Raw genomic sequence first — 19,628 nt, 5'->3', positions numbered from 1 at the left:
GGTTAGCCGGGTGTTCTAATCATCTCCCCGACTACACGTGAAGTGACCTCTCAAGAGTCATAGGTCACTGATATCCCGAAACCCACAAAGGACTATGGTTCAACCAATCAGGCTTAACCGTATGGGACTTGCAATGACGGGCGCAAGTTAGACTCTTTCACCGCCACCCGCCTTTTCCTGACATGCTGCACTCCCCTCCCTCTTTCGAGGTTCAAGCCCATTACTGGGCGAGGATAAGTCAGGTTTGCAATAGGCCTACCAACAGCCTATACTTGTAGCACGAATGCCGTAAGCGCTTGATTTACCTAGCAAAACGGCGCACTCAGAAGGGGATGTCATCATCAAAGTCATCAACCGGCTCGGGCATGCTGCCCTGGGACGGCTGATTGCTGTAGCCACCGGACTGGGGCGGCGGGTTGTTCTGCTGTCCGGCCGGTGCATTGTAGCCGGACTGCTGAGGCCGTCCCGCCGGTGCGCCCTGGTTCATGCCGCCTTCGGCGCCACGGCTGTCGAGCATCTGCATCTGACCATTAATATCCACCACAACCTCGGTGGTGTATACATCCTGCCCTTCCTTGTTCTGCCATTTGCGGGTCTGCAGCTTGCCCTCAATGTAGACCTTTGAGCCTTTGCGCAGGTACTGGCCGGCCACTTCGGCGATCTTGCCGAACATGACAACCCGATGCCATTCGGTTTTCGGCACCAGCTGACCGGTCTGACGATCCTTGTAGCTTTCGTCCGTTGCAAGGTTCAGGTTCACAACGGCATTGCCGTTAGGGGTGTAGCGGGTATCCGGGTCCTGTCCCAGATTACCGATGAGAATTACCTTGTTTACGCCTCGTGCCATGTTCTGCTCCTGACTCTGTTTTCAGGGACGCCCGCGTTCCGTGCGAGCCTCCGGATTTCAAGAATGGTTAGCCTGCCGGACAAAAGAAAAGTCCGCAAGTGACGCTTCATCAAATTGCTGCCGATCCACCTTAAGATAGGCGGTGGCAGCCTCCTCCACAATCACAACGTCCTGCACGCCCGGAAGGCGGCGGAGATTGTCATCAATGTCGTCGTACTGCTCGTTCATTACCTGCTGCAACTGTACCACGAAACTGGTGGTATGACCGGGCGCCGGCATGGTGAGAGCCACCAGTAACCAGAGGCCAAGCACCACCACCATAAACCAGAGCACCCCCTGGATCCCGCCACTCTCCAGCAGAAAGCCACCCAGGGCGCCCCCGAGAAACGCCCCCATGAACTGGGAGGTGGAGTAGACGCCCATTGCCGTTCCCTTGCTGGCGGCAGGTGCTTCTTTACTGATCAGCGACGGCAGGCTCGCCTCAAGCAGATTGAAAGCCATGAAGAAGAAAAACAGCACTGTCCAGGCCGCCATCAGACTGCCGGAAACACCCGTAAACCCGGCCGTGGCCAACGTCAGCAGCCCAATCGCTCCACACAGCACCGGCTTCATCTTGCGCTTTTTCTCACCCATGATGATAAAAGGCACCATGGCGAAAAACGACGTGACCATCACACTCAGGTAAAACCACCAGTGTGAACGGCTGGCAAGACCAAACTGCTCCTGCAGCATGGAAGGAAACACCAGAAACAGGGCGGTCAGCACCAGGTGCAGGGCAAAAATACCGAAATCCAGCCTCAGCAGGCGCCCGTCTGAAAGCACCCGCCCCAGCATCTCCCTGGCGGGGTGAGTGTCGGCGCTGGTTTTATGTTGGTGGGGAGTTGGAACCAGGCGGTTGACGATCACCAGAGCGACCACCGCCAGCGCAGCCGTCGCATAGAAAATCCCGGACAGTCCCCACCAGGCGCCAAGAAGGGGCCCAAGAACCAGCGATACCGAAAACGACAGGCCGATGGTGATCCCCACCGTTGCCATGGCCTTGGTCCGCTCTTCCTCGCGAGTCAGGTCACTGAGCAGCGCCATCAGCACACTGGCGATCGCACCGGCGCCTTGAAGAATCCGACCGGCAATTACAACGTATATGGAGTCCGTGGCTCCGGCCAGCAAACTGCCTGCGGCAAAAAGTACCAGCCCGATATAGATCATGCGCTTTCGGCCAACCCGATCAGACAGCATGCCGAAGGGAATCTGCAACAGGGCCTGACTGAGTCCATAGGCGCCTATAGCGAGACCCAGCAGTGCGGGCGTTGCATCCTTGAGATCCTCGCCCAGCAACATGAATACCGGCAGCACCATGAACAGTCCGAGCATGCGCATGGCGTAAACAGACGCCAGGGCGAATACGGAGCGTTTTTCCAGCGCATTCATGGCAATTACGTACCTCAGCCGGGGTTGAAAGCGGTCAGATTGAGGGCAGATACCCATCGCAGGCGGCGCATTGTAACAGAAGGGGCGCTGACGGGGGACAACCCGCGTGATGCTGGCCCCGGTATCATTTTCGCCGCAGCGGGCCCAACGCGGTATAATTTTCGTTTTTATCCGAGCGAGGTGTTATGGACCATATCCAGATCAAAGGGGCACGAACCCACAACCTGAAGAACATCGACCTGGATATGCCAAGGGACAAACTGATTGTGATTACCGGCCTCTCCGGTTCCGGTAAATCGTCCCTTGCGTTCGATACGCTCTATGCTGAAGGGCAGCGACGTTATGTGGAGTCGCTGTCTACCTACGCCCGCCAGTTTCTCTCGATGATGGAGAAGCCGGATGTGGACCATATCGAAGGCCTGTCGCCAGCGATATCCATAGAGCAGAAGTCCACTTCCCACAACCCTCGCTCCACCGTTGGCACCATCACGGAAATCTACGATTACCTGCGCCTGCTCTTCGCCCGCGCCGGGGAGCCCCGGTGCCCTGACCATGGCCAACCTCTGGAAGCGCAGACCATCAGCCAGATGGTAGACCAGGTGGTGGCCATGCCAGAGGACAGCAAACTCATGATCCTGGCACCGGTAATCCGGGATCGGAAAGGCGAACATCTGCAGGTTATCGAAACCATGCGCAGCCAGGGCTTTATCCGCCTGCGCGTGGACGGCACGGTTTATGACATCGACGATGTGCCGGCCCTGGACAAAAAACGCAAACATCAGATTGATGTGGTCGTCGATCGGTTCAAGGTCAAGCCAGGCCTGGAGCAGCGGCTTGCCGAGAGTTTCGAAACCGCCCTGGACCTGGCGGACGGGATTGCCCTTGTGGCGCCCATGAGTGGTGAGGGAGAAGAACAGACCTTCTCCGCCCGTTATGCCTGCACCCAGTGCGGCTATGCCCTGAGCGAGCTCGAGCCGAAACTGTTTTCCTTTAACAACCCGGCGGGTGCCTGCCCTACCTGCGACGGACTGGGTGTTAAACAGTTCTTTGATCCCGAAAAAATTGTCCAGCACCCGGAAGCCACTTTGGCATCCGGCGCCATCAAGGGCTGGGATCGCCGGGCCGTCTATTACTTCCAGATGCTGGGCAGCGTGGCAGATCACTACGGCATCGATCTGGAAACGCCCTGGGCGGATCTCCCCGAGGATTTTCGCAACGTGCTGCTGTTCGGCTCGGGCGATGAGGATATCCCATTCCGTTATGTGAATTCACGTGGCCATATCATGGAGAAGGCACATCCATTCGAGGGCATTCTGCCAAACCTTGAACGGCGCTACCGCGAGACCGATTCACAGAGCATGCGTGAGGAGCTCGCCCGCAATCTGAGCACCCAGCCGTGCAAAGAATGCGGCGGCTCACGACTGCGCCGCAGCGCCCGCCACGTCTTTATCGAAGAGCACAATATTTCCGATGTCACCCATCTCCCGGTGGGTGACGCACATGATTACTTCGAAACCCTCGCGCTACCGGGTCGAAAAGGTGAGATAGCCGAAAAAATTCTGAAGGAAGTGCGGCAGCGCCTTCAGTTCCTGGTGAACGTCGGGCTGGAATACCTCACGCTTGAACGAAGTGCCGATACACTCTCCGGGGGTGAGGCGCAGCGTATTCGCCTGGCAAGCCAGATCGGCGCCGGGCTGGTAGGCGTCATGTACATTCTTGACGAACCCTCCATCGGCTTGCATCAACGGGACAATGACCGGCTTTTGGCCACCCTCACCCATCTCCGGGATCTGGGCAATACCGTGATTGTTGTCGAACACGATGAGGATGCTATCCGCGCTGCAGATCATGTCATTGATATCGGACCGGGTGCTGGCGTTCATGGCGGCAAGGTTATCGGCCAGGGCACACCGCAACAGATCATCGACAACCCCGATTCACTTACCGGGCAATACCTCAACGGCACCCGGGAAATCGCCATTCCCAAACAGCGCAACAAAGGCAGCGGAAAAACTCTGACACTGTCAGGTGCTACTGGCAACAACCTGAAAGACGTTACGCTCGATTTGCCCCTGGGCATCATGACCTGCGTCACCGGTGTATCCGGGTCTGGCAAGTCCACGCTGATCAACAGCACCCTTTATCCGGTGGCTGCCGCCAAACTCAACAAGGCCACCAGCCTCAACCATGCTCCCTACCAGTCGCTCAAAGGACTGGACCACCTGGACAAGGTCATCGACATTGACCAGAGCCCCATCGGCCGTACGCCCCGCTCGAATCCGGCCACCTACACCGGCCTGTTCACTCCCATCCGTGAACTCTTTGCCGGAACACAGGAGGCACGTTCCCGGGGTTACAAACCTGGCCGATTCTCTTTCAACGTCAAAGGTGGTCGATGCGAGGCATGCCAGGGCGACGGCGTGATCAAGGTAGAGATGCATTTCTTGCCGGATGTCTACGTGCCCTGCGACGTCTGCAAGGGCAAGCGATACAACCGGGAAACTCTGGAAGTCCGCTACAAGGGCAAGAATATCAACGAAGTACTTGAAATGACCGTTGAGGAAGGGCGCGAGTTCTTCGATGCCGTGCCTTTCCTGGCCCGCAAACTACAGACATTGATGGATGTCGGCCTCTCATACATCCGACTGGGGCAGAGCGCGGTCACCCTCTCTGGTGGCGAAGCCCAGCGGGTTAAACTGGCCAAAGAGCTCTCCAAGCGGGATACAGGCAAGACACTCTACATTCTTGACGAGCCAACCACCGGCCTGCACTTCTACGACATCCAGCAACTGCTCAACGTTCTGGAGAGGCTGCGGGACCATGGCAACACCATCGTGGTCATCGAACACAATCTGGACGTGATCAAGACCGCCGACTGGATTGTCGACCTGGGCCCCGAAGGCGGCTCTGGCGGCGGCCAGATCATTGCCGAGGGAACGCCGGAGGAAGTCGCCGAGAACCCCGCTTCTCACACAGGCCGCTATCTGAAGCCAATGTTGATGAAGTAACTGGCGGGCAAGGAATAGCTCTGTCGGCGAGGGGGTGGAGGTTTATTTTCTGCCGGAAAAAGATGTCTGAGCGCAGCGAGTTATTTTTCCAAAGAAAATAAACCTCCACCCCCTTGCCAGCCCCCATACTTCCAGGCTAGGAGTTATCTACAAGCGAGGCACAAAAAAACCGGGAACCTCACGGAACCCGGTTTTTTTGTGGTTGGCCAAAGCCGAAGAAATTAATCCTCGTCTTCGTCCACCTCTTCCGCTTCGATATCCAGCGGACGACCGACCAGCTCAACGAATGCCATAGGGGCATTGTCGCCAGCACGGAAGCCGCACTTCAGGATACGAAGGTATCCACCCGGACGCTCGTTGTAGCGAGGACCAAGCTCGTCAAACAGCTTGGCAACCGCTGCATCGTCACGCAGGCGTGAGAACGCCAGACGACGATTCGCGACCGAATCATTCTTGGAAAGCGTGATCAAAGGCTCAGCTACCCGACGAAGCTCTTTGGCTTTCGGCAGCGTTGTTTTGATCAGCTCGTGTTCAACCAGTGACGCAGTCATGTTACGGAACATGGCCTTGCGATGCGCACTGGTCCTGCTGAACTTACGACCACTCTTACGATGACGCATTGCTCTGATTCCTTACCTTAAACTAATCGGCGATTAACCGCCCAGAACCCGGTCGTCGCCACGAAGGCTAGCCGGCGGCCAGTTATCAAGACGCATGCCCAGTGACAGACCACGGGACGCCAGAACGTCCTTGATCTCGGTCAGCGACTTTTTACCAAGGTTAGGCGTCTTCAACAGCTCAACTTCTGTACGCTGGATAAGATCGCCGATGTAGTAAATGTTCTCAGCCTTCAAGCAGTTAGCTGAACGCACTGTCAATTCCAGATCATCAACCGGACGCAGCAGGATAGGATCAATTTCTTCCTCTTCCTCAACGCGCTCGGGCTCTTTCTCATGATCGAAATCGACAAACACCGCCAGTTGCTGCTGGAGGATGGTGGCCGCCCGGCGAATTGCTTCTTCCGGGTCGATGGTGCCATTGGTCTCCAGGTCGATAACCAGCTTGTCCAGATCGGTCCGCTGCTCTACCCGTGCACTTTCCACGGCGTAAGCCACACGACGAACCGGGCTGAATGTTGCATCCAGCTGCAGGCGTCCGATGGCGCGAGTTTCGTCCTCGTCAAGACCGCGCTGGTCCGCCGGCTCATAGCCGCGACCGCGTGCAACACGGAGACGCATGTTCACTTCACCATTCTCGCTAAGGTGACAGATCACGTGCTCCGGGTTGGCAATCTCGACGTCATGATCCAGCTTGATATCACCGGCTGTCACAACGCCCGGGCCCTTCTTGCTGAGCGTGAGCTCGGCATCGTCCCGACCGTTCATTTTTACGGCAACGCCTTTGAGATTCAGAAGAATCTCAATGACGTCTTCCTGGACACCCTCAATGGCGCTGTACTCGTGCAGGACACCGTCAATCTGCGCTTCAGTCACGGCGCAGCCCGGCATCGAAGACAAGAGAATCCGGCGCAGTGCACTGCCCAGAGTATGGCCAAAGCCCCTTTCCAGAGGCTCAAGCGTAACCTTGGCACGTGTGGCGCTTGATTCCTTCACGTCAATGGTACGAGGTGTCAATAACTCATGTACTGAACGCTGCATAGACGCCCCTATCTGCTATCGTTGCTAACTGGGCTTTACTTGGAGTAAAGCTCGACGATGAGGTTCTCGTTGATGTCGGCCGGCAGTTCAGTACGCTCGGGTACTGACTTGTAAACGCCGGACATCTTGTTGGCGTCGACCTCTACCCAGCTCACCGGTGCACGGCTTGCAGACAGATCCAGTGCGCCTTTAACACGCAGCTGGTTCTTCGCCTTTTCACGCACGCTCACAACATCACCCGGCCGGACCTGGTAGGACGGAATATTAACCGTCTTGTCGTTGACCAGGATCGCCTTGTGAGAGACGAGCTGACGGGCTTCTGCACGGGTAGAACCAAAGCCCATGCGGTATACAACGTTATCGAGACGACCTTCCAGCAGTTGCAGCAGGTTTTCACCAGTTGCACCTTTGCCTCGGGCGGCCTCTTTGTAATAGTTGCGGAACTGCTTCTCCAGAACGCCGTAGATACGACGAACTTTCTGTTTCTCACGAAGCTGTACGCCGTACTCGGACAGACGACCGCGACGCGCGCCGTGCATACCCGGCGGAGTCTCGATGTTGCACTTGGAATCGAGCGCGCGAACACCGCTCTTCAGAAAAAGATCTGTCCCTTCACGACGAGACAGCTTGCACTTCGGGCCTATATAACGAGCCATAATTCACTGTCTCCTGTGTTAGACGCGGCGCTTCTTGGGCGGACGACAGCCGTTGTGGGGAATCGGCGTCACATCTGTGATGTTGGTGATCTTGTAGCCACACGCATTCAGCGCGCGAACTGCAGACTCACGTCCGGGCCCAGGACCCTTAACCTCTACGTCCAGGTTTTTAAGGCCGTATTCAGCAGCCGCATTACCGGCTCTTTCAGCTGCTACCTGCGCAGCAAAAGGTGTACTCTTGCGTGACCCACGGAAACCGGAACCACCAGAAGTGGCCCAGGACAGGACGTTGCCCTGACGGTCAGAAATGGTCACGATAGTGTTGTTGAAGGACGCGTGAATGTGCGCGACGCCATCAACAACCGTCTTTTTCACCTTTTTACGGGTACGTGTACCTGGCTTTGCCATGTTTGCCTACCTGTTACTTACGAATAGGTTTGCGTGGACCTTTACGGGTGCGTGCGTTGGTCTTGGTGCGCTGGCCACGGACCGGAAGGCCATGACGATGACGCAGACCACGGTGGCATCCGAGATCCTTCAAACGCTTGATGTTCATCTGTACTTCACGACGCAGATCGCCTTCGACAGACACCTTGCCCACTTCAGTACGAAGTGCTTCAAGCTGCTCGTCGCTAAGGTCTTTGACCTTGACGTCCGGCTTGACGCCGGTTGCATCGCAAAGCTTCTGGGCTGTGGTCTTGCCAACACCAAAGATGTAGGTCAGCGAGACAACAGCATGTTTGTGATCGGGTATATTGACACCGGCTATACGTGCCATCCAAATTACTCCGCGTTCAAAGCTTTGCTGTGTGAATTTTCCGCCACAAAAAGGGCGCGAAATAATAGCGCCTGACCCCGCATGGAGTCAAGCGCCATCATTCCGAAACCCTACAATGTCAGGAACGATTCCTCTCGGAATCAACCCTGGCGTTGCTTGTGACGAGGCTCCGAGCAAATGACTCGTACCGAGCCATTGCGACGAATTACTTTGCAGTTACGGCAAATTTTCTTTACCGAAGCGCGTACTTTCATTGTCGACTCCAGTTTTCAAGGGGAACGGGATTAACCGTTCCGACCATAGCCCTTGAGATTGGACTTCTTCATCAGTGATTCATACTGATGGGACATCAGGTGCGACTGAACCTGCGCCATGAAATCCATCACCACGACTACAACAATCAGCAGAGAGGTACCACCCAGATAGAACGGTACATTCCCGGCCACCATCAGGAACTGAGGGAACAGGGAAACTGCTGCAATGTACATTGCACCGAACAGCGTCAGACGGGTCAGAACACCATCGATATACTTGGCAGTCTGATCGCCAGGACGAATGCCCGGAATAAACGCTCCAGAGCGCTTGAGGTTATCCGCAACTTCCTTCGGGTTGTACATCAGGGCTGTATAGAAGAAGCAGAAGAAAACCACTGCTGCTGCAAACAGGATAATGTACAACGGCTGGCTCGGCGCCAGGGCCTGGGATACATCGCTCAGCCATTCCATACCCTCACCCTGACCAAACCACTGCCCCAGCGAAGCCGGGAAGAGCAGAATGGAAGACGCAAAGATGGGCGGAATAACACCGGCCATATTTACCTTCAGGGGAAGGTGACTGGACTGCTGGGCGAACACCCGGCGACCCTGTTGCCGCTTGGCGTAATTGATTGTCAGCCTGCGCTGCCCGCGCTCCATGAAGACCACGAAGCCGATAACAGCAACCGCAAGAACACCAATACCGAGTACGACAAGCAGGCTCATCTCACCATTTCGGGCCTGCTCGAGCGTCTGACCGATCGCACCGGGAAGCCCGGCGACGATACCGGCGAAGATCAGCAGGGAGATGCCGTTACCAACACCCCGCTCGGTGATCTGCTCGCCAAGCCACATCATGAACACGGCACCACTCACGAATGACACAACCGCCACAAAGTGGAAGCTGAAGCTGTCATTGAAAGTGACACCCTGAGATGCCAGACCGACAGAAATACCGAAACCCTGAACCAGGGCCAGGATAACCGTACCATACCGTGTGTACTGGCTGATCTTTCGACGGCCAGCCTCACCTTCTTTCTTCAGCTGCTCAAGCTGCGGACTAACCGCAGTCATGAGCTGCATGATGATAGAGGCCGAAATGTACGGCATGATACCGAGAGCGAAGATACTCATGCGCTCAAGCGCACCACCGGAAAACATGTTGAACATGCTCAGGATTGTGCCCTGGTTCTGTTCAAACAGTGCCGCCAGACGGTCGGGGTTGATACCCGGCACCGGAATGTGGGCACCAATCCGGTACACCAGCAATGCCAGGAAGACAAACCAGAGCCGCGATCGCAGCTCTGCCAGTCCTTTACCCGCGCCCGCAGGCAATGATGCGTTCTTGGCCATTTAGTCCTCGACTCGCCTTAGTCTTCGACTTTACCACCCGCGGCAGAAATTGCCTCGCGCGCGCCTTTGGTTACCCGAAGTCCCTTCACAGTTACCGCGCGGCTCAGTTCGCCGGACATGATAACCTTGGCTTCGCGAATCTCTCCGCGAATAATGTCTGCCTTTTTCAGGGCTTCCAGATCCACCACATCGCCTTCAACCTTCGCCAACTCGTTCAGGCGAATTTCAGCAACGTAGCGCTGCTGACGGGAGGTGAAGCCAAACTTCGGCAGACGACGGGCCAACGGCTGCTGACCACCCTCGAAACCGGGCGCTACACTGCCGCCGGAGCGGGCTTTCAGACCCTTGTGACCACGACCGCCGGTTTTACCGAGACCGCTACCGATACCACGACCGACCCGCTTGGGGGCCTGGCGTGAACCGGGTTCCGGACTAAGTTCGTTCAGACGCATCTTAGTTCTCCTCAACCCGAACCAGGTAATCAACCCGGTTGATCATGCCGCGGATGGAAGGGGTATCTTCCACTTCCACGGTGTGACCGATTTTACGAAGACCCAGGCCCTTCACACACAACTTGTGCTTGGGCTGGCAGCCGATGGGGCTGCGGGTCAGAGTTACTTTGATCGTTTTTGCGTTCGCCATGACTTCAACCCAGAATCTCTTCCACGGTCTTACCGCGCTTGGCTGCAATATCTTCAGGCGCTTGAGTTGCCTGGAGACCCTTGATGGTGGAACGTACCACGTTCACCGGGTTGGTAGACCCGTAACACTTGGACAGTACGTTCTGAACACCCGCCACTTCCAGTACTGCGCGCATCGCACCGCCGGCGATGATACCAGTACCTTCGGACGCAGGCTGCATGTAGACCTTGGAGCCGCCATGCTGAGCCTTGACCGGGTATTGCAGGGTAGTACCGTCAAGCGGAACTTCTACCATGTTCTTGCGTGCAGCTTCCATGGCCTTCTGGATGGCAACCGGCACTTCACGCGCCTTGCCACGACCGAAACCAACGCGACCTTTACCATCACCCACTACAGTCAGTGCGGTGAAGGCGAAAATACGGCCACCTTTAACAACCTTGGCGACACGATTGACCTGAACCAGCTTTTCCTGGAGCTCAGGCGCCTTCTGTTCGTTAACGCTCATCTTCTCCACCTCTTAGAATTGCAAGCCAGCTTCACGGGCTGCGTCGGCCAGAGCCTGAATACGGCCGTGATAACGGTAACCGGAGCGGTCAAAAGCAACCTGCTCTACACCTGCTGCCTTGGCACGCTCAGCGATCAGCTGACCGACCTTTTTGGCAGCGTCCACGTTACCGGTTGCACCCTGGCGCAGTTCCTTATCCAACGTGGAGGCAGAAGCCAGCACCTTGCTGCCGTCTGCAGTTGTGACCTGGGCGTACATGTGACGCGGTGTGCGGTGAACGCACAGACGATTGGTACCCAGTTCACGGATCTTCATGCGCACTTTGCGTGCGCGACGCAATCTTTCAGTATTCGCGCTCATAGTCCCGCCTTATTTCTTCTTGGCTTCTTTGCGTCTGACCTGCTCATCCGCATAACGAACACCCTTGCCCTTATAAGGCTCGGGCGGACGGAACGCGCGGACTTCCGCAGCGACCTGGCCAACCTGTTGCTTGTCGATACCGCGAATTACAACTTCCGTATTGGACGGAGTTTCTGCGGTAATCCCCTCGGGCAGCTCATACTCGACCGGGTGTGAGAAACCCAGAGTCAGATTGAGCTTCTTACCTTGCGCCTGGGCACGGTAACCTACGCCCGTCAGCTGGAGTTTACGTTCCCAGCCTGTGGAAACACCGGTCACCATGTTGTTGACCAGTGCACGAGTAGTACCAGCAAGAGCGCGGGACTTGGTAGCACCATCGCGGGCCGCAAAGCGCAGAACATTTTCTTCCTGCTTTACTTCAACCGCCTGGTGAATGGTGATTTGAAGCGCTCCCTTGGAGCCCTTCACACTAATTTCCTGTCCGTTCAGCTTAACCTCAACACCGGAAGGCAGCACGACAGGATTATTGGCAACCCTGGACATGTGTATCTCCTAGAATACGGTGCAGATGACTTCGCCACCCACGCCAGCAGCTCGTGCGGCGCGGTCTGTCATAACGCCCTTGGACGTTGAGACAATCGCGACTCCCAGACCACCGGATACTTTCGGCAGTTCCCCAGCGCCGTTGTACTGGCGCAGACTCGGACGGCTGACCCGCTTGATCTCTTCAATAACCGGCTTGCCACCGAAGTATTTCAGAGTAATCGTCAGCTCGGGCTTCGCGTCGGCTGAAACGGAGAAATCGTCGACGTAACCTTCGTCCTTGAGGACTTGGGCTACGGAGATCTTCATTTTTGAAGACGGCATCGTAACGTCTGCTTTCGATGCCATCTGTGCATTACGGATACGGGTAAACATATCCGCAAGCGTGTCTTGCATACTCATTGGTATGAGGCTCCTGATCTTTTTAGTTGTGCAGCGGCTTGCCGCACCGCTTACCAACAGGCACCCGACCGAGGTCAGGGTGCCTATCTTACCAGCTTGCCTTGGTCAGGCCCGGAACGTCACCGCGCATGCCGTATTCACGGAGTTTGATCCGTGACAGCTCAAACTTGCGCAGAACGCCGTGGGGACGACCAGTCACCTGGCAACGATTACGAAGACGCGAAGGAGAAGCATCGCGAGGAAGCTGCTGAAGCTTCATCTGTGCGTCCCAACGGTCATCATCGCTGGTATTCGGGTTCTTGATAATCGCCTTGAGCTCGGCACGCTTCGCTGCAAACTTCGCAACGGTCTTTTCGCGCTTGAGCTCACGGTTTTTCATGGAAACCTTAGCCATTACACTCGTTCCTTATTTCTTGAACGGAAAGCCAAAGGCTTTCAACAGTTCGCGACCTTCATCGTCGGTACCGGCAGTGGTGGTAATGGTGATATCCAGACCACGGATCTTGTCGACTTTGTCGTACTCGATCTCGGGGAAAATGATCTGCTCACGCACACCCATGCTGTAGTTACCGCGACCGTCGAACGACTTGGGATTCAGACCGCGGAAGTCACGAATGCGGGGAACCGCAATGTGAACCAGACGATCAAAGAAGTCCCACATACGCTCGCCGCGCAGGGTAACTTTACAACCGATAGGCCAACCTTCACGGATTTTGAAACCCGCGACGGATTTACGAGCCTTGGTAACAACCGCTTTCTGACCTGCCAGGCGCTCGAGATCCGCCACAGCATTCTCAATCAGCTTCTTGTCACCAACCGCTTCGCCGACACCCATGTTAAGGGTGATCTTTTCGATACGCGGCACCTGCATGATGTTCTTGTAGCTGAACTCTTTCTGCAGGGCGGGTACCACTTCCTTACTGTACTGCTCTTTCATGTTAAGCATCGTAACCACCACCGCTTACTGGTTATCGACAGCTTCATTCGTGGACTTGAAGATCCGCACTTTCGCGCCGTCTTCCTTGATCTGGAAGCCTACACGATCGGCTTTGCCGGTCTGCGGATTAAAAATAGCCACGTTGGAAGCCTGGATAGGTGCTTCTTTTTCGACGATGCCACCTGGGGAGCCCAGCATCGGGTTCGGCTTGGTGTGCTTCTTGATCATATTGATCCCAGAAACCACCATGCGGCCATCGTCCTGAACCTTCAGGACTTTACCACGTTTGCCTTTATCTTTCCCCGTGGTGACGATTACTTCGTCATCTCGTTTGATCTTTTTCATAACCGGCCTCTGGTCCTTTAAAGTACTTCGGGTGCCAGTGAGATAATCTTCATGAACTTTTCATTACGCAGTTCACGGGTAACCGGTCCGAAGATACGGGTACCAATCGGTGCGTCCTGATTGTTCAGAAGTACCGCCGCGTTTCCGTCGAAACGGATCAGCGAACCGTCGGGACGGCGAACACCCTTGCGGGTGCGTACCACGACAGCTTTCAGGACCTGGCCTTTCTTCACTTTACCGCGGGGGATGGCTTCCTTGACGGTCACCTTGATGATATCCCCTACGCTGGCATAACGCCGATGTGAACCGCCCAGGACCTTGATGCACATCACCTGACGCGCACCGCTGTTATCCGCGACTTCAAGCATTGTTTGAGTCTGAATCATGGTTGTTCTCCGGGCGAATTACACCTTGGATGCACGTTCAGTGACTTCCACCAGGGCCCAGCTCTTGGTCTTGGAGACCGGACGGGTTTCCTGAATGGTCACAGTGTCACCGATGTTGCACTGATTGCTCTCATCGTGAGCGTGGATCTTGGTTGAACGCTTCATGTACTTACCGTACAGCGGGTGTTTCACCTGACGCTCGACCAGCACCACGATGGACTTCTCCATCTTGTTGCTCACGACCTTGCCGCTCAGAGTTCTGGCAGTTTGGGTAGCTTCGGTCATGTCACTGTCCTGCCTTTTCGTTCAATACTGTTTTCACGCGAGCGATGTCGCGCTTCACCTTGCCGAGAAGGTGAGACTGATTCAGCTGACCTGTCGCCTTACGCATGCGCAGGTTGAACTGCTCCTTCAGGAGGTCGATCAGCTCTTTGTTCAGCTCCTCGACTGACTTTTCACGCAGCTCTGTTGCTTTCATCACATCACCGTCCTCGTTACAAAGGTGGTCTGTACCGGCAGTTTGGCCGCTGCGAGAGTGAATGCGTCACGAGCGATTTCCTCGGAAACACCTTCCATCTCGTAGAGCATACGGCCAGGCTGGATTTCAGCCACCCAATACTCGACAGAACCCTTACCTTTACCCATTCGAACTTCAAGCGGCTTACCGGTGATCGGCTTGTCCGGGAATACCCGAATCCAGATCTTACCGCCCCGCTTGATGCGACGAGTCATGGTACGACGCGCTGCCTCAATCTGGCGCGCAGTTATACGCCCACGGCTCGTAGCCTTCAATCCGTATTCACCGAAGCTCACCTTGTTGGCGCGGTGAGCAAGCCCGGTGTTACGGCCTTTCATTACCTTGCGGAATTTGGTGCGTTTTGGTTGCAGCATAAGAGTGCCCCTTTACTTAGAACCTTTCTTCCCAGAGGCTTTCTTGTCAGCACGGACCTGCTCCATACCACCAAGAATCTCACCTTTGAAGATCCATACCTTGACGCCGATTACGCCGTAAGTGGTATGCGCTTCGTAGGTTGCGTAATCAATATCTGCACGCAGTGTGTGCAGCGGAACACGACCTTCGCGATACCACTCGGAACGCGCGATTTCAGCACCCCCGAGACGACCGCCAACCTGGATCTTGATACCCTTGGCACCCTGGCGCATGGCGTTCTGGACCGCACGCTTCATAGCGCGACGGAACATCACACGACGCTCCAGCTGGCCGGCAACGTTTTGCGCTACCAGGCGGGCATCGAGGTCCGGCTTGCGGACTTCTTCGATGTTGATGTGCACAGGCACACCCATCATGTCGCTGACTTCGCGACGCAGACGATCAACATCTTCACCCTTCTTACCGATAACAATACCGGGACGGGCAGTATGGATCGTGATACGGGCGTTCTGAGCAGGGCGCTCGATCACAATCTTGCTGACAGACGCCTTAACCAGACGCTTGTCGAGGAACTCGCGAACCTGAATATCATTCAGCAGGTTCTTGGAGTATTCCTTTTTGTCGGCATACCAGACTGAGTTGTGCTCTTTGATCACACCCAGGCGAATGCCGGTTGGATTTACTTTATGACCCATCTGAGCATCTCCTACTTGTCGGCGACCTTGACGGTGATATGGCAGGTGCGCTTGAAAATACGGTCAGCGCGCCCCTTGGCTCGAGCTTTGATTCGCTTGAGCGTCGGACCCTCATCCACCATCACGGTGGAAACCCGCAGTTCGTCAACGTCCAGACCTTCGTTGTGCTCAGCGTTGGCGATGGCGGACTCAAGAGCTTTCTTGATCACAACCGCCGCCTTCTTCGGGCTGAAAGTCAGAATGTTCAGGGCATCCTCAACAGCCTTGCCACGTACTTGGTCAGCGACAAGACGTGCTTTCTGAGCTGAGAGGTTAGCGCCCTTATACTTGGCTGCTACTTCCATTTTGATTACCTCAGAATCAGCGTTTAGCTTTCTTGTCGGCCGCATGACCACGATAAGTACGCGTTGCCGCGAACTCACCCAGCTTATGTCCAACCATATCTTCGGTGACATAAACCGGCACGTGCTGCTTGCCGTTGTGGACTGCAATGGTCAGGCCTACCATCTCTGGAAAGACTGTCGACCGGCGGGACCAGGTTTTGATCGGCCGCTTGTCGTTAGCTTCCAGAGCTGCCTCGACCTTCTTCAACAGATGCAGGTCTATAAAAGGACCTTTCTTCAAAGAACGTGGCACAGCAATTACCTCTATGTAGTCGTTTACTTGGCCGAACGACGACGTACTATCATCTTGTCAGTACGCTTGTTCTTACGAGTCTTATGCCCTTTGGTCGGAACACCCCACGGAGTAACCGGGTGACGCCCGCCAGAGGTACGCCCTTCACCACCACCATGTGGGTGGTCAACTGGGTTCATAGCAACACCACGTACTGTTGGCCGTTTGCCGCGCCAACGTGATGCACCCGCTTTACCAAGCTGCTTGAGGCTGTGTTCGCTGTTGGACACTTCACCCAACGTTGCGCGACAGTCAACAAGCACCTTACGCATTTCACCTGAGCGCAGGCGGATGGTGGCATAAGCACCTTCCCGGGCAACCAGCTGTACGGATGCGCCCGCAGAGCGAGCCAGCTGTGCACCTTTGCCAGGCTTGAGTTCGACGCAGTGGATCACAGAACCGACCGGGATATTCCGGAGCGGCAGCGTGCTACCCACCTTGATTGGCGCGTCGATACCGGAGCGCACAGGATCACCGATCTGCATACCCTTGGGAGCGATGATGTAACGACGCTCGCCATCGGCATACTTCAACAGTGCAATGTGCGCAGAGCGGTTCGGATCGTATTCCAGGCGCTCAATAGTCGCCGGGATACCATCTTTGGTCCGCTTGAAATCGATGACACGGTAGTGCTTCTTGTGGCCACCACCCGTGTGACGGGTTGTGATGCGGCCTACATTGTTACGACCACCCGTCTTGTTCTTTCTTTCTACCAACGGCTCGTAGGGGCGCCCAGTGTGCAGATCCGGGTTGTAAAGCTTTACAACGTGACGGCGTCCGGCAGATGTTGGTTTGGTTTTGACGATCGGCATATTACGACCCCTTTACCTTATTCCACATCCAGAAAATCGATGTCCTGACCTTCTGCCAGCTTTACGTAAGCCTTACGAATGTCATTACGCTTGCCGAACCCGCGGATAGTGCGCTTGAGCTTACCCTTACGGTTCAGAACCTGAACACCTTCTACGGTGACGTTGAACAGCTGCTCAACGGCTTTCTTGATCTCGGGCTTGGTGGCATCAGGTGCTACACGAAACACCACCTGGCCACGCTCTGCTGCCAGAGACGCTTTTTCCGATACGTGCGGCCCAAGCAGGACCTTGTAAATACGTTCCTGATTCATCCCAGCATCTCCTCGATCTTCTTCAGAGCGGGAACGGTCACAACGACCTTCTCGAAGGCAACCAGGCTAACCGGATCCAGACCAGCAATATCACGCACGTCAACGTGCGGAATGTTGCGTGAGGCCAGATGCAGGTTCTGTTCGACGTTGTCGGACAGGATCAGCGCATTGGTCACACCGATATCCTTCAGCTTGGCGTTGAATGCCTTGGTCTTCGGGCTGTCAACGTTCATGTCGTCAACAACAACCAGACGCTCTTGGCGAACCAGCTCGGAAAAAATGGAGCGCATCGCTGCGCGGTACATTTTGCGGTTTACCTTCTGCTCAAAGCCGCGAGGCTTGGCTGCAAAGGTAACGCCACCGGAGCGCCAGATCGGACTACGGATAGTACCGGCACGGGCACGACCGGTGCCCTTCTGACGCCATGGCTTCTTACCGCCACCGCTTACTTCGGAACGCGTCTTCTGAGCCTTGGTACCCTGGCGGGCGCCTGCCATGTAGGCAGTCACTACCTGGTGAACCAGCGACTCGTTAAAATCTTTGGCGAATGCAGCGTCGGAAACAGAAATTCCCTTGCCGCTACCTGTAATAGTCAATTCCATCGCACCGCTCCTCAGGCTTTAACTGCAGGCTTGATGACAACATCGCCGCCAGTTGCGCCGGGAACGGCACCACTTACCAGCAGCAGGTTGCGCTCGGCGTCGACACGGACAATTTTCAGGTTCTGCACAGTTACCTGAGCATTACCCATCTGGCCCGCCATCTTTTTGCCCTTGAATACCTTGCCCGGAGTCTGGTTCTGACCAATGGAACCCGGAGCACGGTGAGACAGAGAGTTACCGTGAGTGGCATCCTGCATGGAGAAGTTCCAGCGCTTAACACCGCCCTGGAAGCCCTTACCCTTGGACTGGCCGATGGCATCTACCACCTGACCGTCTTCGAATACAGAAGCCGTAATCTCGCCACCGGCGGCCAGATCCTCACCTTCGCCATCGGCAAGACGGAATTCCCACATACCACGACCGGCTTCAACACCCGCCTTGGCAAAGTGGCCCGCTTCGCTCTTGGTAACACGAGAGGAACGACGAGTACCGACAGTCACCTGAACGGCGCGGTAGCCATCGCTTTCAAGAGTTTTCAGTTGGGTAATGCGGTTGGGCTCAACCTCAATTACCGTTACGGGCAGCGCCTGCCCATCTTCCGTAAAAATACGGGTCATACCGGCCTTACGACCGACAACACCAATTGCCATGTTTCACCTCTTAAGTGTACGGGGCTCTCACCCTCTATGGCCTTATGACAGTTACACAGACTAATACCGGGCGGTATTAGCCGAGGCTGATCTGAACGTCTACACCTGCTGCCAGGTCCAGTTTCATCAGAGCATCTACTGTCTTTTCCGTCGGCTCAACGATGTCGAGCAAACGCTTATGCGTACGAATTTCATACTGATCGCGCGCGTCCTTGTTGACGTGCGGAGAGATCAATACGGTGTACTTTTCCTTCCGCGTCGGCAGAGGGATAGGGCCACGCACCTGAGCGCCGGTCCGCTTGGCGGTATCGACGATCTCCTGCGTGGACTGGTCGATCAGGCGATAATCAAACGCCTTCAACCGGATTCGAATTTTTTGGCTTTGCATGATGCACCAAACTCCACTCGTAGCAGCTACTAGTTAGCCGACCTTCAAAAAAAGGAGCCGCATTGTATGCATAATACCCAACCCTGTCAACAGCAATACTGGTTGACCGGGTCAGGCTGGCTTTGCGGCTGAAACAGAAAAAGGGGCTGAAGAATCAGCCCCTTTTTTCCTGATCAAACGAGCAGATTACTCGATGATCTTGGAGACTACGCCGGCACCAACGGTACGGCCGCCTTCACGAATCGCGAAGCGCAGGCCATCTTCCATGGCGATCGGAGCAATCAGGGTAACACTCATCTTGACGTTGTCACCCGGCATAACCATTTCCACACCTTCCGGCAGTTCGCAAGAACCGGTCACGTCGGTGGTACGGAAGTAGAACTGCGGACGGTAGCCCTTGAAGAACGGAGTATGACGGCCGCCTTCTTCTTTGGACAGTACGTACACTTCGCACTCGAACTTGGTGTGCGGAGTGATGGAACCCGGAACCGCCAGAACCTG

The 19,628-nt window shown here is 55.6% G+C and carries 31 protein-coding genes and 1 pseudogene; 1 reads left to right on the top strand and 31 read right to left on the bottom strand.

The features are described 5' to 3' along the window. Window positions 1-322: 322 nt before the first annotated feature. Window positions 323-847, bottom strand: a complete 525-nt coding sequence (ssb, locus tag BM035_RS20955) for a single-stranded DNA-binding protein (RefSeq protein WP_092034262.1) — start codon at window positions 845-847, stop codon at window positions 323-325. A gap of 57 nt (window positions 848-904) precedes the next feature. After that, the gene (locus tag BM035_RS20950) at window positions 905-2,275 is read right to left on the bottom strand and encodes an MFS transporter (RefSeq protein WP_092034260.1); all 1,371 of its coding nucleotides are present in this window, start codon (window positions 2,273-2,275) and stop codon (window positions 905-907) included. 185 nt (window positions 2,276-2,460) lie between these two features. Between BM035_RS20950 and uvrA the strand changes: the two genes are divergently transcribed. Further along, window positions 2,461-5,283: an excinuclease ABC subunit UvrA gene (gene uvrA / locus BM035_RS20945; protein ID WP_092034258.1), complete on the top strand. Its 2,823-nt coding sequence runs from the start codon at window positions 2,461-2,463 to the stop codon at window positions 5,281-5,283. A gap of 221 nt (window positions 5,284-5,504) precedes the next feature. Here the strand turns inward: uvrA and rplQ are convergent, their stop codons facing one another. The 29 genes and pseudogenes from rplQ to tuf form a co-directional block, all read right to left on the bottom strand. After that, window positions 5,505-5,903, bottom strand: coding sequence for a 50S ribosomal protein L17 (rplQ, locus tag BM035_RS20940; protein ID WP_008174913.1), 399 nt, complete (start codon window positions 5,901-5,903; stop codon window positions 5,505-5,507). 33 nt (window positions 5,904-5,936) lie between these two features. Continuing rightward, window positions 5,937-6,941 (bottom strand): DNA-directed RNA polymerase subunit alpha, encoded by a 1,005-nt coding sequence (locus BM035_RS20935; RefSeq protein WP_008174911.1) that lies wholly within the window; start codon window positions 6,939-6,941, stop codon window positions 5,937-5,939. A 35-nt stretch (window positions 6,942-6,976) separates the two neighbouring features. Continuing rightward, complete coding sequence (rpsD, locus tag BM035_RS20930) at window positions 6,977-7,597, bottom strand: 30S ribosomal protein S4 (protein WP_053114301.1); 621 nt, start codon at window positions 7,595-7,597, stop codon at window positions 6,977-6,979. Between the two features lie 18 nt (window positions 7,598-7,615). Continuing rightward, window positions 7,616-8,005, bottom strand: a complete 390-nt coding sequence (gene rpsK / locus BM035_RS20925; protein WP_007153992.1) for a 30S ribosomal protein S11 — start codon at window positions 8,003-8,005, stop codon at window positions 7,616-7,618. A 13-nt stretch (window positions 8,006-8,018) separates the two neighbouring features. Continuing rightward, window positions 8,019-8,375, bottom strand: coding sequence for a 30S ribosomal protein S13 (rpsM, locus tag BM035_RS20920; RefSeq protein ID WP_014575963.1), 357 nt, complete (start codon window positions 8,373-8,375; stop codon window positions 8,019-8,021). Between the two features lie 140 nt (window positions 8,376-8,515). Then, window positions 8,516-8,629, bottom strand: coding sequence for a 50S ribosomal protein L36 (gene rpmJ, locus BM035_RS20915; RefSeq protein WP_008174902.1), 114 nt, complete (start codon window positions 8,627-8,629; stop codon window positions 8,516-8,518). A 30-nt stretch (window positions 8,630-8,659) separates the two neighbouring features. Then, window positions 8,660-9,982, bottom strand: a complete 1,323-nt coding sequence (secY, locus tag BM035_RS20910) for a preprotein translocase subunit SecY (RefSeq protein WP_008174899.1) — start codon at window positions 9,980-9,982, stop codon at window positions 8,660-8,662. 17 nt (window positions 9,983-9,999) lie between these two features. Further along, window positions 10,000-10,434, bottom strand: a complete 435-nt coding sequence (gene rplO / locus BM035_RS20905) for a 50S ribosomal protein L15 (RefSeq protein ID WP_014575962.1) — start codon at window positions 10,432-10,434, stop codon at window positions 10,000-10,002. Between the two features lies 1 nt (window position 10,435). Further along, entirely contained in the window at window positions 10,436-10,624 is a 189-nt protein-coding gene (gene rpmD, locus BM035_RS20900; RefSeq protein WP_012139786.1) for a 50S ribosomal protein L30, read from the bottom strand. 4 nt (window positions 10,625-10,628) lie between these two features. Then, the gene (rpsE, locus tag BM035_RS20895; protein WP_008174892.1) at window positions 10,629-11,129 is read right to left on the bottom strand and encodes a 30S ribosomal protein S5; all 501 of its coding nucleotides are present in this window, start codon (window positions 11,127-11,129) and stop codon (window positions 10,629-10,631) included. A 12-nt stretch (window positions 11,130-11,141) separates the two neighbouring features. Next, complete coding sequence (gene rplR, locus BM035_RS20890; protein WP_041644927.1) at window positions 11,142-11,489, bottom strand: 50S ribosomal protein L18; 348 nt, start codon at window positions 11,487-11,489, stop codon at window positions 11,142-11,144. A gap of 9 nt (window positions 11,490-11,498) precedes the next feature. Next, on the bottom strand, window positions 11,499-12,032 hold the full coding sequence (gene rplF / locus BM035_RS20885) for a 50S ribosomal protein L6 (RefSeq protein WP_008174888.1): 534 nt from the start codon (window positions 12,030-12,032) through the stop codon (window positions 11,499-11,501). Between the two features lie 9 nt (window positions 12,033-12,041). After that, window positions 12,042-12,434: a 30S ribosomal protein S8 gene (gene rpsH / locus BM035_RS20880; protein WP_008174886.1), complete on the bottom strand. Its 393-nt coding sequence runs from the start codon at window positions 12,432-12,434 to the stop codon at window positions 12,042-12,044. A gap of 88 nt (window positions 12,435-12,522) precedes the next feature. Then, entirely contained in the window at window positions 12,523-12,828 is a 306-nt protein-coding gene (gene rpsN / locus BM035_RS20875; protein WP_008174884.1) for a 30S ribosomal protein S14, read from the bottom strand. A 12-nt stretch (window positions 12,829-12,840) separates the two neighbouring features. Next, the gene (rplE, locus tag BM035_RS20870; RefSeq protein WP_008174883.1) at window positions 12,841-13,380 is read right to left on the bottom strand and encodes a 50S ribosomal protein L5; all 540 of its coding nucleotides are present in this window, start codon (window positions 13,378-13,380) and stop codon (window positions 12,841-12,843) included. Window positions 13,381-13,395: 15 nt separating this feature from the next. After that, a complete protein-coding gene (rplX, locus tag BM035_RS20865) occupies window positions 13,396-13,716 on the bottom strand; it encodes a 50S ribosomal protein L24 (protein ID WP_008174881.1) in 321 nt (106 codons plus the stop codon). 17 nt (window positions 13,717-13,733) lie between these two features. Beyond that, window positions 13,734-14,102, bottom strand: a complete 369-nt coding sequence (rplN, locus tag BM035_RS20860; RefSeq protein ID WP_007154005.1) for a 50S ribosomal protein L14 — start codon at window positions 14,100-14,102, stop codon at window positions 13,734-13,736. Between the two features lie 18 nt (window positions 14,103-14,120). Next, a complete protein-coding gene (gene rpsQ / locus BM035_RS20855) occupies window positions 14,121-14,387 on the bottom strand; it encodes a 30S ribosomal protein S17 (RefSeq protein ID WP_008174879.1) in 267 nt (88 codons plus the stop codon). A gap of 1 nt (window position 14,388) precedes the next feature. Beyond that, window positions 14,389-14,580 (bottom strand): 50S ribosomal protein L29, encoded by a 192-nt coding sequence (gene rpmC, locus BM035_RS20850; RefSeq protein WP_008174877.1) that lies wholly within the window; start codon window positions 14,578-14,580, stop codon window positions 14,389-14,391. Further along, a complete protein-coding gene (gene rplP, locus BM035_RS20845) occupies window positions 14,580-14,993 on the bottom strand; it encodes a 50S ribosomal protein L16 (protein ID WP_008174875.1) in 414 nt (137 codons plus the stop codon). Before rplP ends, rpmC begins: the two co-directional genes overlap by 1 nt. 12 nt (window positions 14,994-15,005) lie before the next feature. Then, window positions 15,006-15,689: a 30S ribosomal protein S3 gene (rpsC, locus tag BM035_RS20840; RefSeq protein ID WP_008174872.1), complete on the bottom strand. Its 684-nt coding sequence runs from the start codon at window positions 15,687-15,689 to the stop codon at window positions 15,006-15,008. An 11-nt stretch (window positions 15,690-15,700) separates the two neighbouring features. Next, the gene (gene rplV, locus BM035_RS20835; RefSeq protein WP_008174870.1) at window positions 15,701-16,033 is read right to left on the bottom strand and encodes a 50S ribosomal protein L22; all 333 of its coding nucleotides are present in this window, start codon (window positions 16,031-16,033) and stop codon (window positions 15,701-15,703) included. 16 nt (window positions 16,034-16,049) lie between these two features. Beyond that, window positions 16,050-16,325 carry a 30S ribosomal protein S19 gene (rpsS, locus tag BM035_RS20830; RefSeq protein ID WP_007154011.1) on the bottom strand — a complete coding sequence of 92 codons (276 nt, stop codon included), beginning with the start codon at window positions 16,323-16,325 and terminating at the stop codon, window positions 16,050-16,052. 23 nt (window positions 16,326-16,348) lie between these two features. Next, entirely contained in the window at window positions 16,349-17,176 is an 828-nt protein-coding gene (rplB, locus tag BM035_RS20825; RefSeq protein WP_008174864.1) for a 50S ribosomal protein L2, read from the bottom strand. 17 nt (window positions 17,177-17,193) lie between these two features. Continuing rightward, entirely contained in the window at window positions 17,194-17,487 is a 294-nt protein-coding gene (gene rplW, locus BM035_RS20820; protein WP_008174862.1) for a 50S ribosomal protein L23, read from the bottom strand. Then, window positions 17,484-18,089, bottom strand: coding sequence for a 50S ribosomal protein L4 (gene rplD / locus BM035_RS20815; RefSeq protein WP_008174860.1), 606 nt, complete (start codon window positions 18,087-18,089; stop codon window positions 17,484-17,486). Before rplD ends, rplW begins: the two co-directional genes overlap by 4 nt. Window positions 18,090-18,100: 11 nt before the next feature. Continuing rightward, window positions 18,101-18,739 (bottom strand): 50S ribosomal protein L3, encoded by a 639-nt coding sequence (gene rplC, locus BM035_RS20810; RefSeq protein WP_008174858.1) that lies wholly within the window; start codon window positions 18,737-18,739, stop codon window positions 18,101-18,103. A gap of 76 nt (window positions 18,740-18,815) precedes the next feature. Then, on the bottom strand, window positions 18,816-19,127 hold the full coding sequence (gene rpsJ / locus BM035_RS20805; RefSeq protein WP_004580743.1) for a 30S ribosomal protein S10: 312 nt from the start codon (window positions 19,125-19,127) through the stop codon (window positions 18,816-18,818). Window positions 19,128-19,313: 186 nt separating this feature from the next. Continuing rightward, window positions 19,314-19,628: pseudogene (gene tuf, locus BM035_RS20800) on the bottom strand (elongation factor Tu); the annotation flags it as partial.

Source organism: Marinobacter sp. DSM 26671 (assembly GCF_900112835.1).
Lineage (GTDB): Bacteria > Pseudomonadota > Gammaproteobacteria > Pseudomonadales > Oleiphilaceae > Marinobacter > Marinobacter flavimaris.
This window is presented reverse-complemented; position numbering and strand designations above follow the sequence as displayed.

Excerpts from the sequence above, each read along its gene's own strand:
- ssb (WP_092034262.1), bottom strand. The coding sequence starts at position 847 with ATGGCACGAGGCGTAAACAAGGTAATTCTCATCGGTAATCTGGGACAG.
- BM035_RS20950 (WP_092034260.1), bottom strand. The coding sequence starts at position 2,275 with ATGAATGCGCTGGAAAAACGCTCCGTATTCGCCCTGGCGTCTGTTTAC.
- uvrA (WP_092034258.1), top strand. The coding sequence starts at position 2,461 with ATGGACCATATCCAGATCAAAGGGGCACGAACCCACAACCTGAAGAAC.
- rplQ (WP_008174913.1), bottom strand. The coding sequence starts at position 5,903 with ATGCGTCATCGTAAGAGTGGTCGTAAGTTCAGCAGGACCAGTGCGCAT.
- BM035_RS20935 (WP_008174911.1), bottom strand. The coding sequence starts at position 6,941 with ATGCAGCGTTCAGTACATGAGTTATTGACACCTCGTACCATTGACGTG.
- rpsD (WP_053114301.1), bottom strand. The coding sequence starts at position 7,597 with ATGGCTCGTTATATAGGCCCGAAGTGCAAGCTGTCTCGTCGTGAAGGG.
- rpsK (WP_007153992.1), bottom strand. The coding sequence starts at position 8,005 with ATGGCAAAGCCAGGTACACGTACCCGTAAAAAGGTGAAAAAGACGGTT.
- rpsM (WP_014575963.1), bottom strand. The coding sequence starts at position 8,375 with ATGGCACGTATAGCCGGTGTCAATATACCCGATCACAAACATGCTGTT.
- rpmJ (WP_008174902.1), bottom strand. The coding sequence starts at position 8,629 with ATGAAAGTACGCGCTTCGGTAAAGAAAATTTGCCGTAACTGCAAAGTA.
- secY (WP_008174899.1), bottom strand. The coding sequence starts at position 9,982 with ATGGCCAAGAACGCATCATTGCCTGCGGGCGCGGGTAAAGGACTGGCA.
- rplO (WP_014575962.1), bottom strand. The coding sequence starts at position 10,434 with ATGCGTCTGAACGAACTTAGTCCGGAACCCGGTTCACGCCAGGCCCCC.
- rpmD (WP_012139786.1), bottom strand. The coding sequence starts at position 10,624 with ATGGCGAACGCAAAAACGATCAAAGTAACTCTGACCCGCAGCCCCATC.
- rpsE (WP_008174892.1), bottom strand. The coding sequence starts at position 11,129 with ATGAGCGTTAACGAACAGAAGGCGCCTGAGCTCCAGGAAAAGCTGGTT.
- rplR (WP_041644927.1), bottom strand. The coding sequence starts at position 11,489 with ATGAGCGCGAATACTGAAAGATTGCGTCGCGCACGCAAAGTGCGCATG.
- rplF (WP_008174888.1), bottom strand. The coding sequence starts at position 12,032 with ATGTCCAGGGTTGCCAATAATCCTGTCGTGCTGCCTTCCGGTGTTGAG.
- rpsH (WP_008174886.1), bottom strand. The coding sequence starts at position 12,434 with ATGAGTATGCAAGACACGCTTGCGGATATGTTTACCCGTATCCGTAAT.
- rpsN (WP_008174884.1), bottom strand. The coding sequence starts at position 12,828 with ATGGCTAAGGTTTCCATGAAAAACCGTGAGCTCAAGCGCGAAAAGACC.
- rplE (WP_008174883.1), bottom strand. The coding sequence starts at position 13,380 with ATGCTTAACATGAAAGAGCAGTACAGTAAGGAAGTGGTACCCGCCCTG.
- rplX (WP_008174881.1), bottom strand. The coding sequence starts at position 13,716 with ATGAAAAAGATCAAACGAGATGACGAAGTAATCGTCACCACGGGGAAA.
- rplN (WP_007154005.1), bottom strand. The coding sequence starts at position 14,102 with ATGATTCAGACTCAAACAATGCTTGAAGTCGCGGATAACAGCGGTGCG.
- rpsQ (WP_008174879.1), bottom strand. The coding sequence starts at position 14,387 with ATGACCGAAGCTACCCAAACTGCCAGAACTCTGAGCGGCAAGGTCGTG.
- rpmC (WP_008174877.1), bottom strand. The coding sequence starts at position 14,580 with ATGAAAGCAACAGAGCTGCGTGAAAAGTCAGTCGAGGAGCTGAACAAA.
- rplP (WP_008174875.1), bottom strand. The coding sequence starts at position 14,993 with ATGCTGCAACCAAAACGCACCAAATTCCGCAAGGTAATGAAAGGCCGT.
- rpsC (WP_008174872.1), bottom strand. The coding sequence starts at position 15,689 with ATGGGTCATAAAGTAAATCCAACCGGCATTCGCCTGGGTGTGATCAAA.
- rplV (WP_008174870.1), bottom strand. The coding sequence starts at position 16,033 with ATGGAAGTAGCAGCCAAGTATAAGGGCGCTAACCTCTCAGCTCAGAAA.
- rplB (WP_008174864.1), bottom strand. The coding sequence starts at position 17,176 with ATGCCGATCGTCAAAACCAAACCAACATCTGCCGGACGCCGTCACGTT.
- rplW (WP_008174862.1), bottom strand. The coding sequence starts at position 17,487 with ATGAATCAGGAACGTATTTACAAGGTCCTGCTTGGGCCGCACGTATCG.
- rplD (WP_008174860.1), bottom strand. The coding sequence starts at position 18,089 with ATGGAATTGACTATTACAGGTAGCGGCAAGGGAATTTCTGTTTCCGAC.
- rplC (WP_008174858.1), bottom strand. The coding sequence starts at position 18,739 with ATGGCAATTGGTGTTGTCGGTCGTAAGGCCGGTATGACCCGTATTTTT.
- rpsJ (WP_004580743.1), bottom strand. The coding sequence starts at position 19,127 with ATGCAAAGCCAAAAAATTCGAATCCGGTTGAAGGCGTTTGATTATCGC.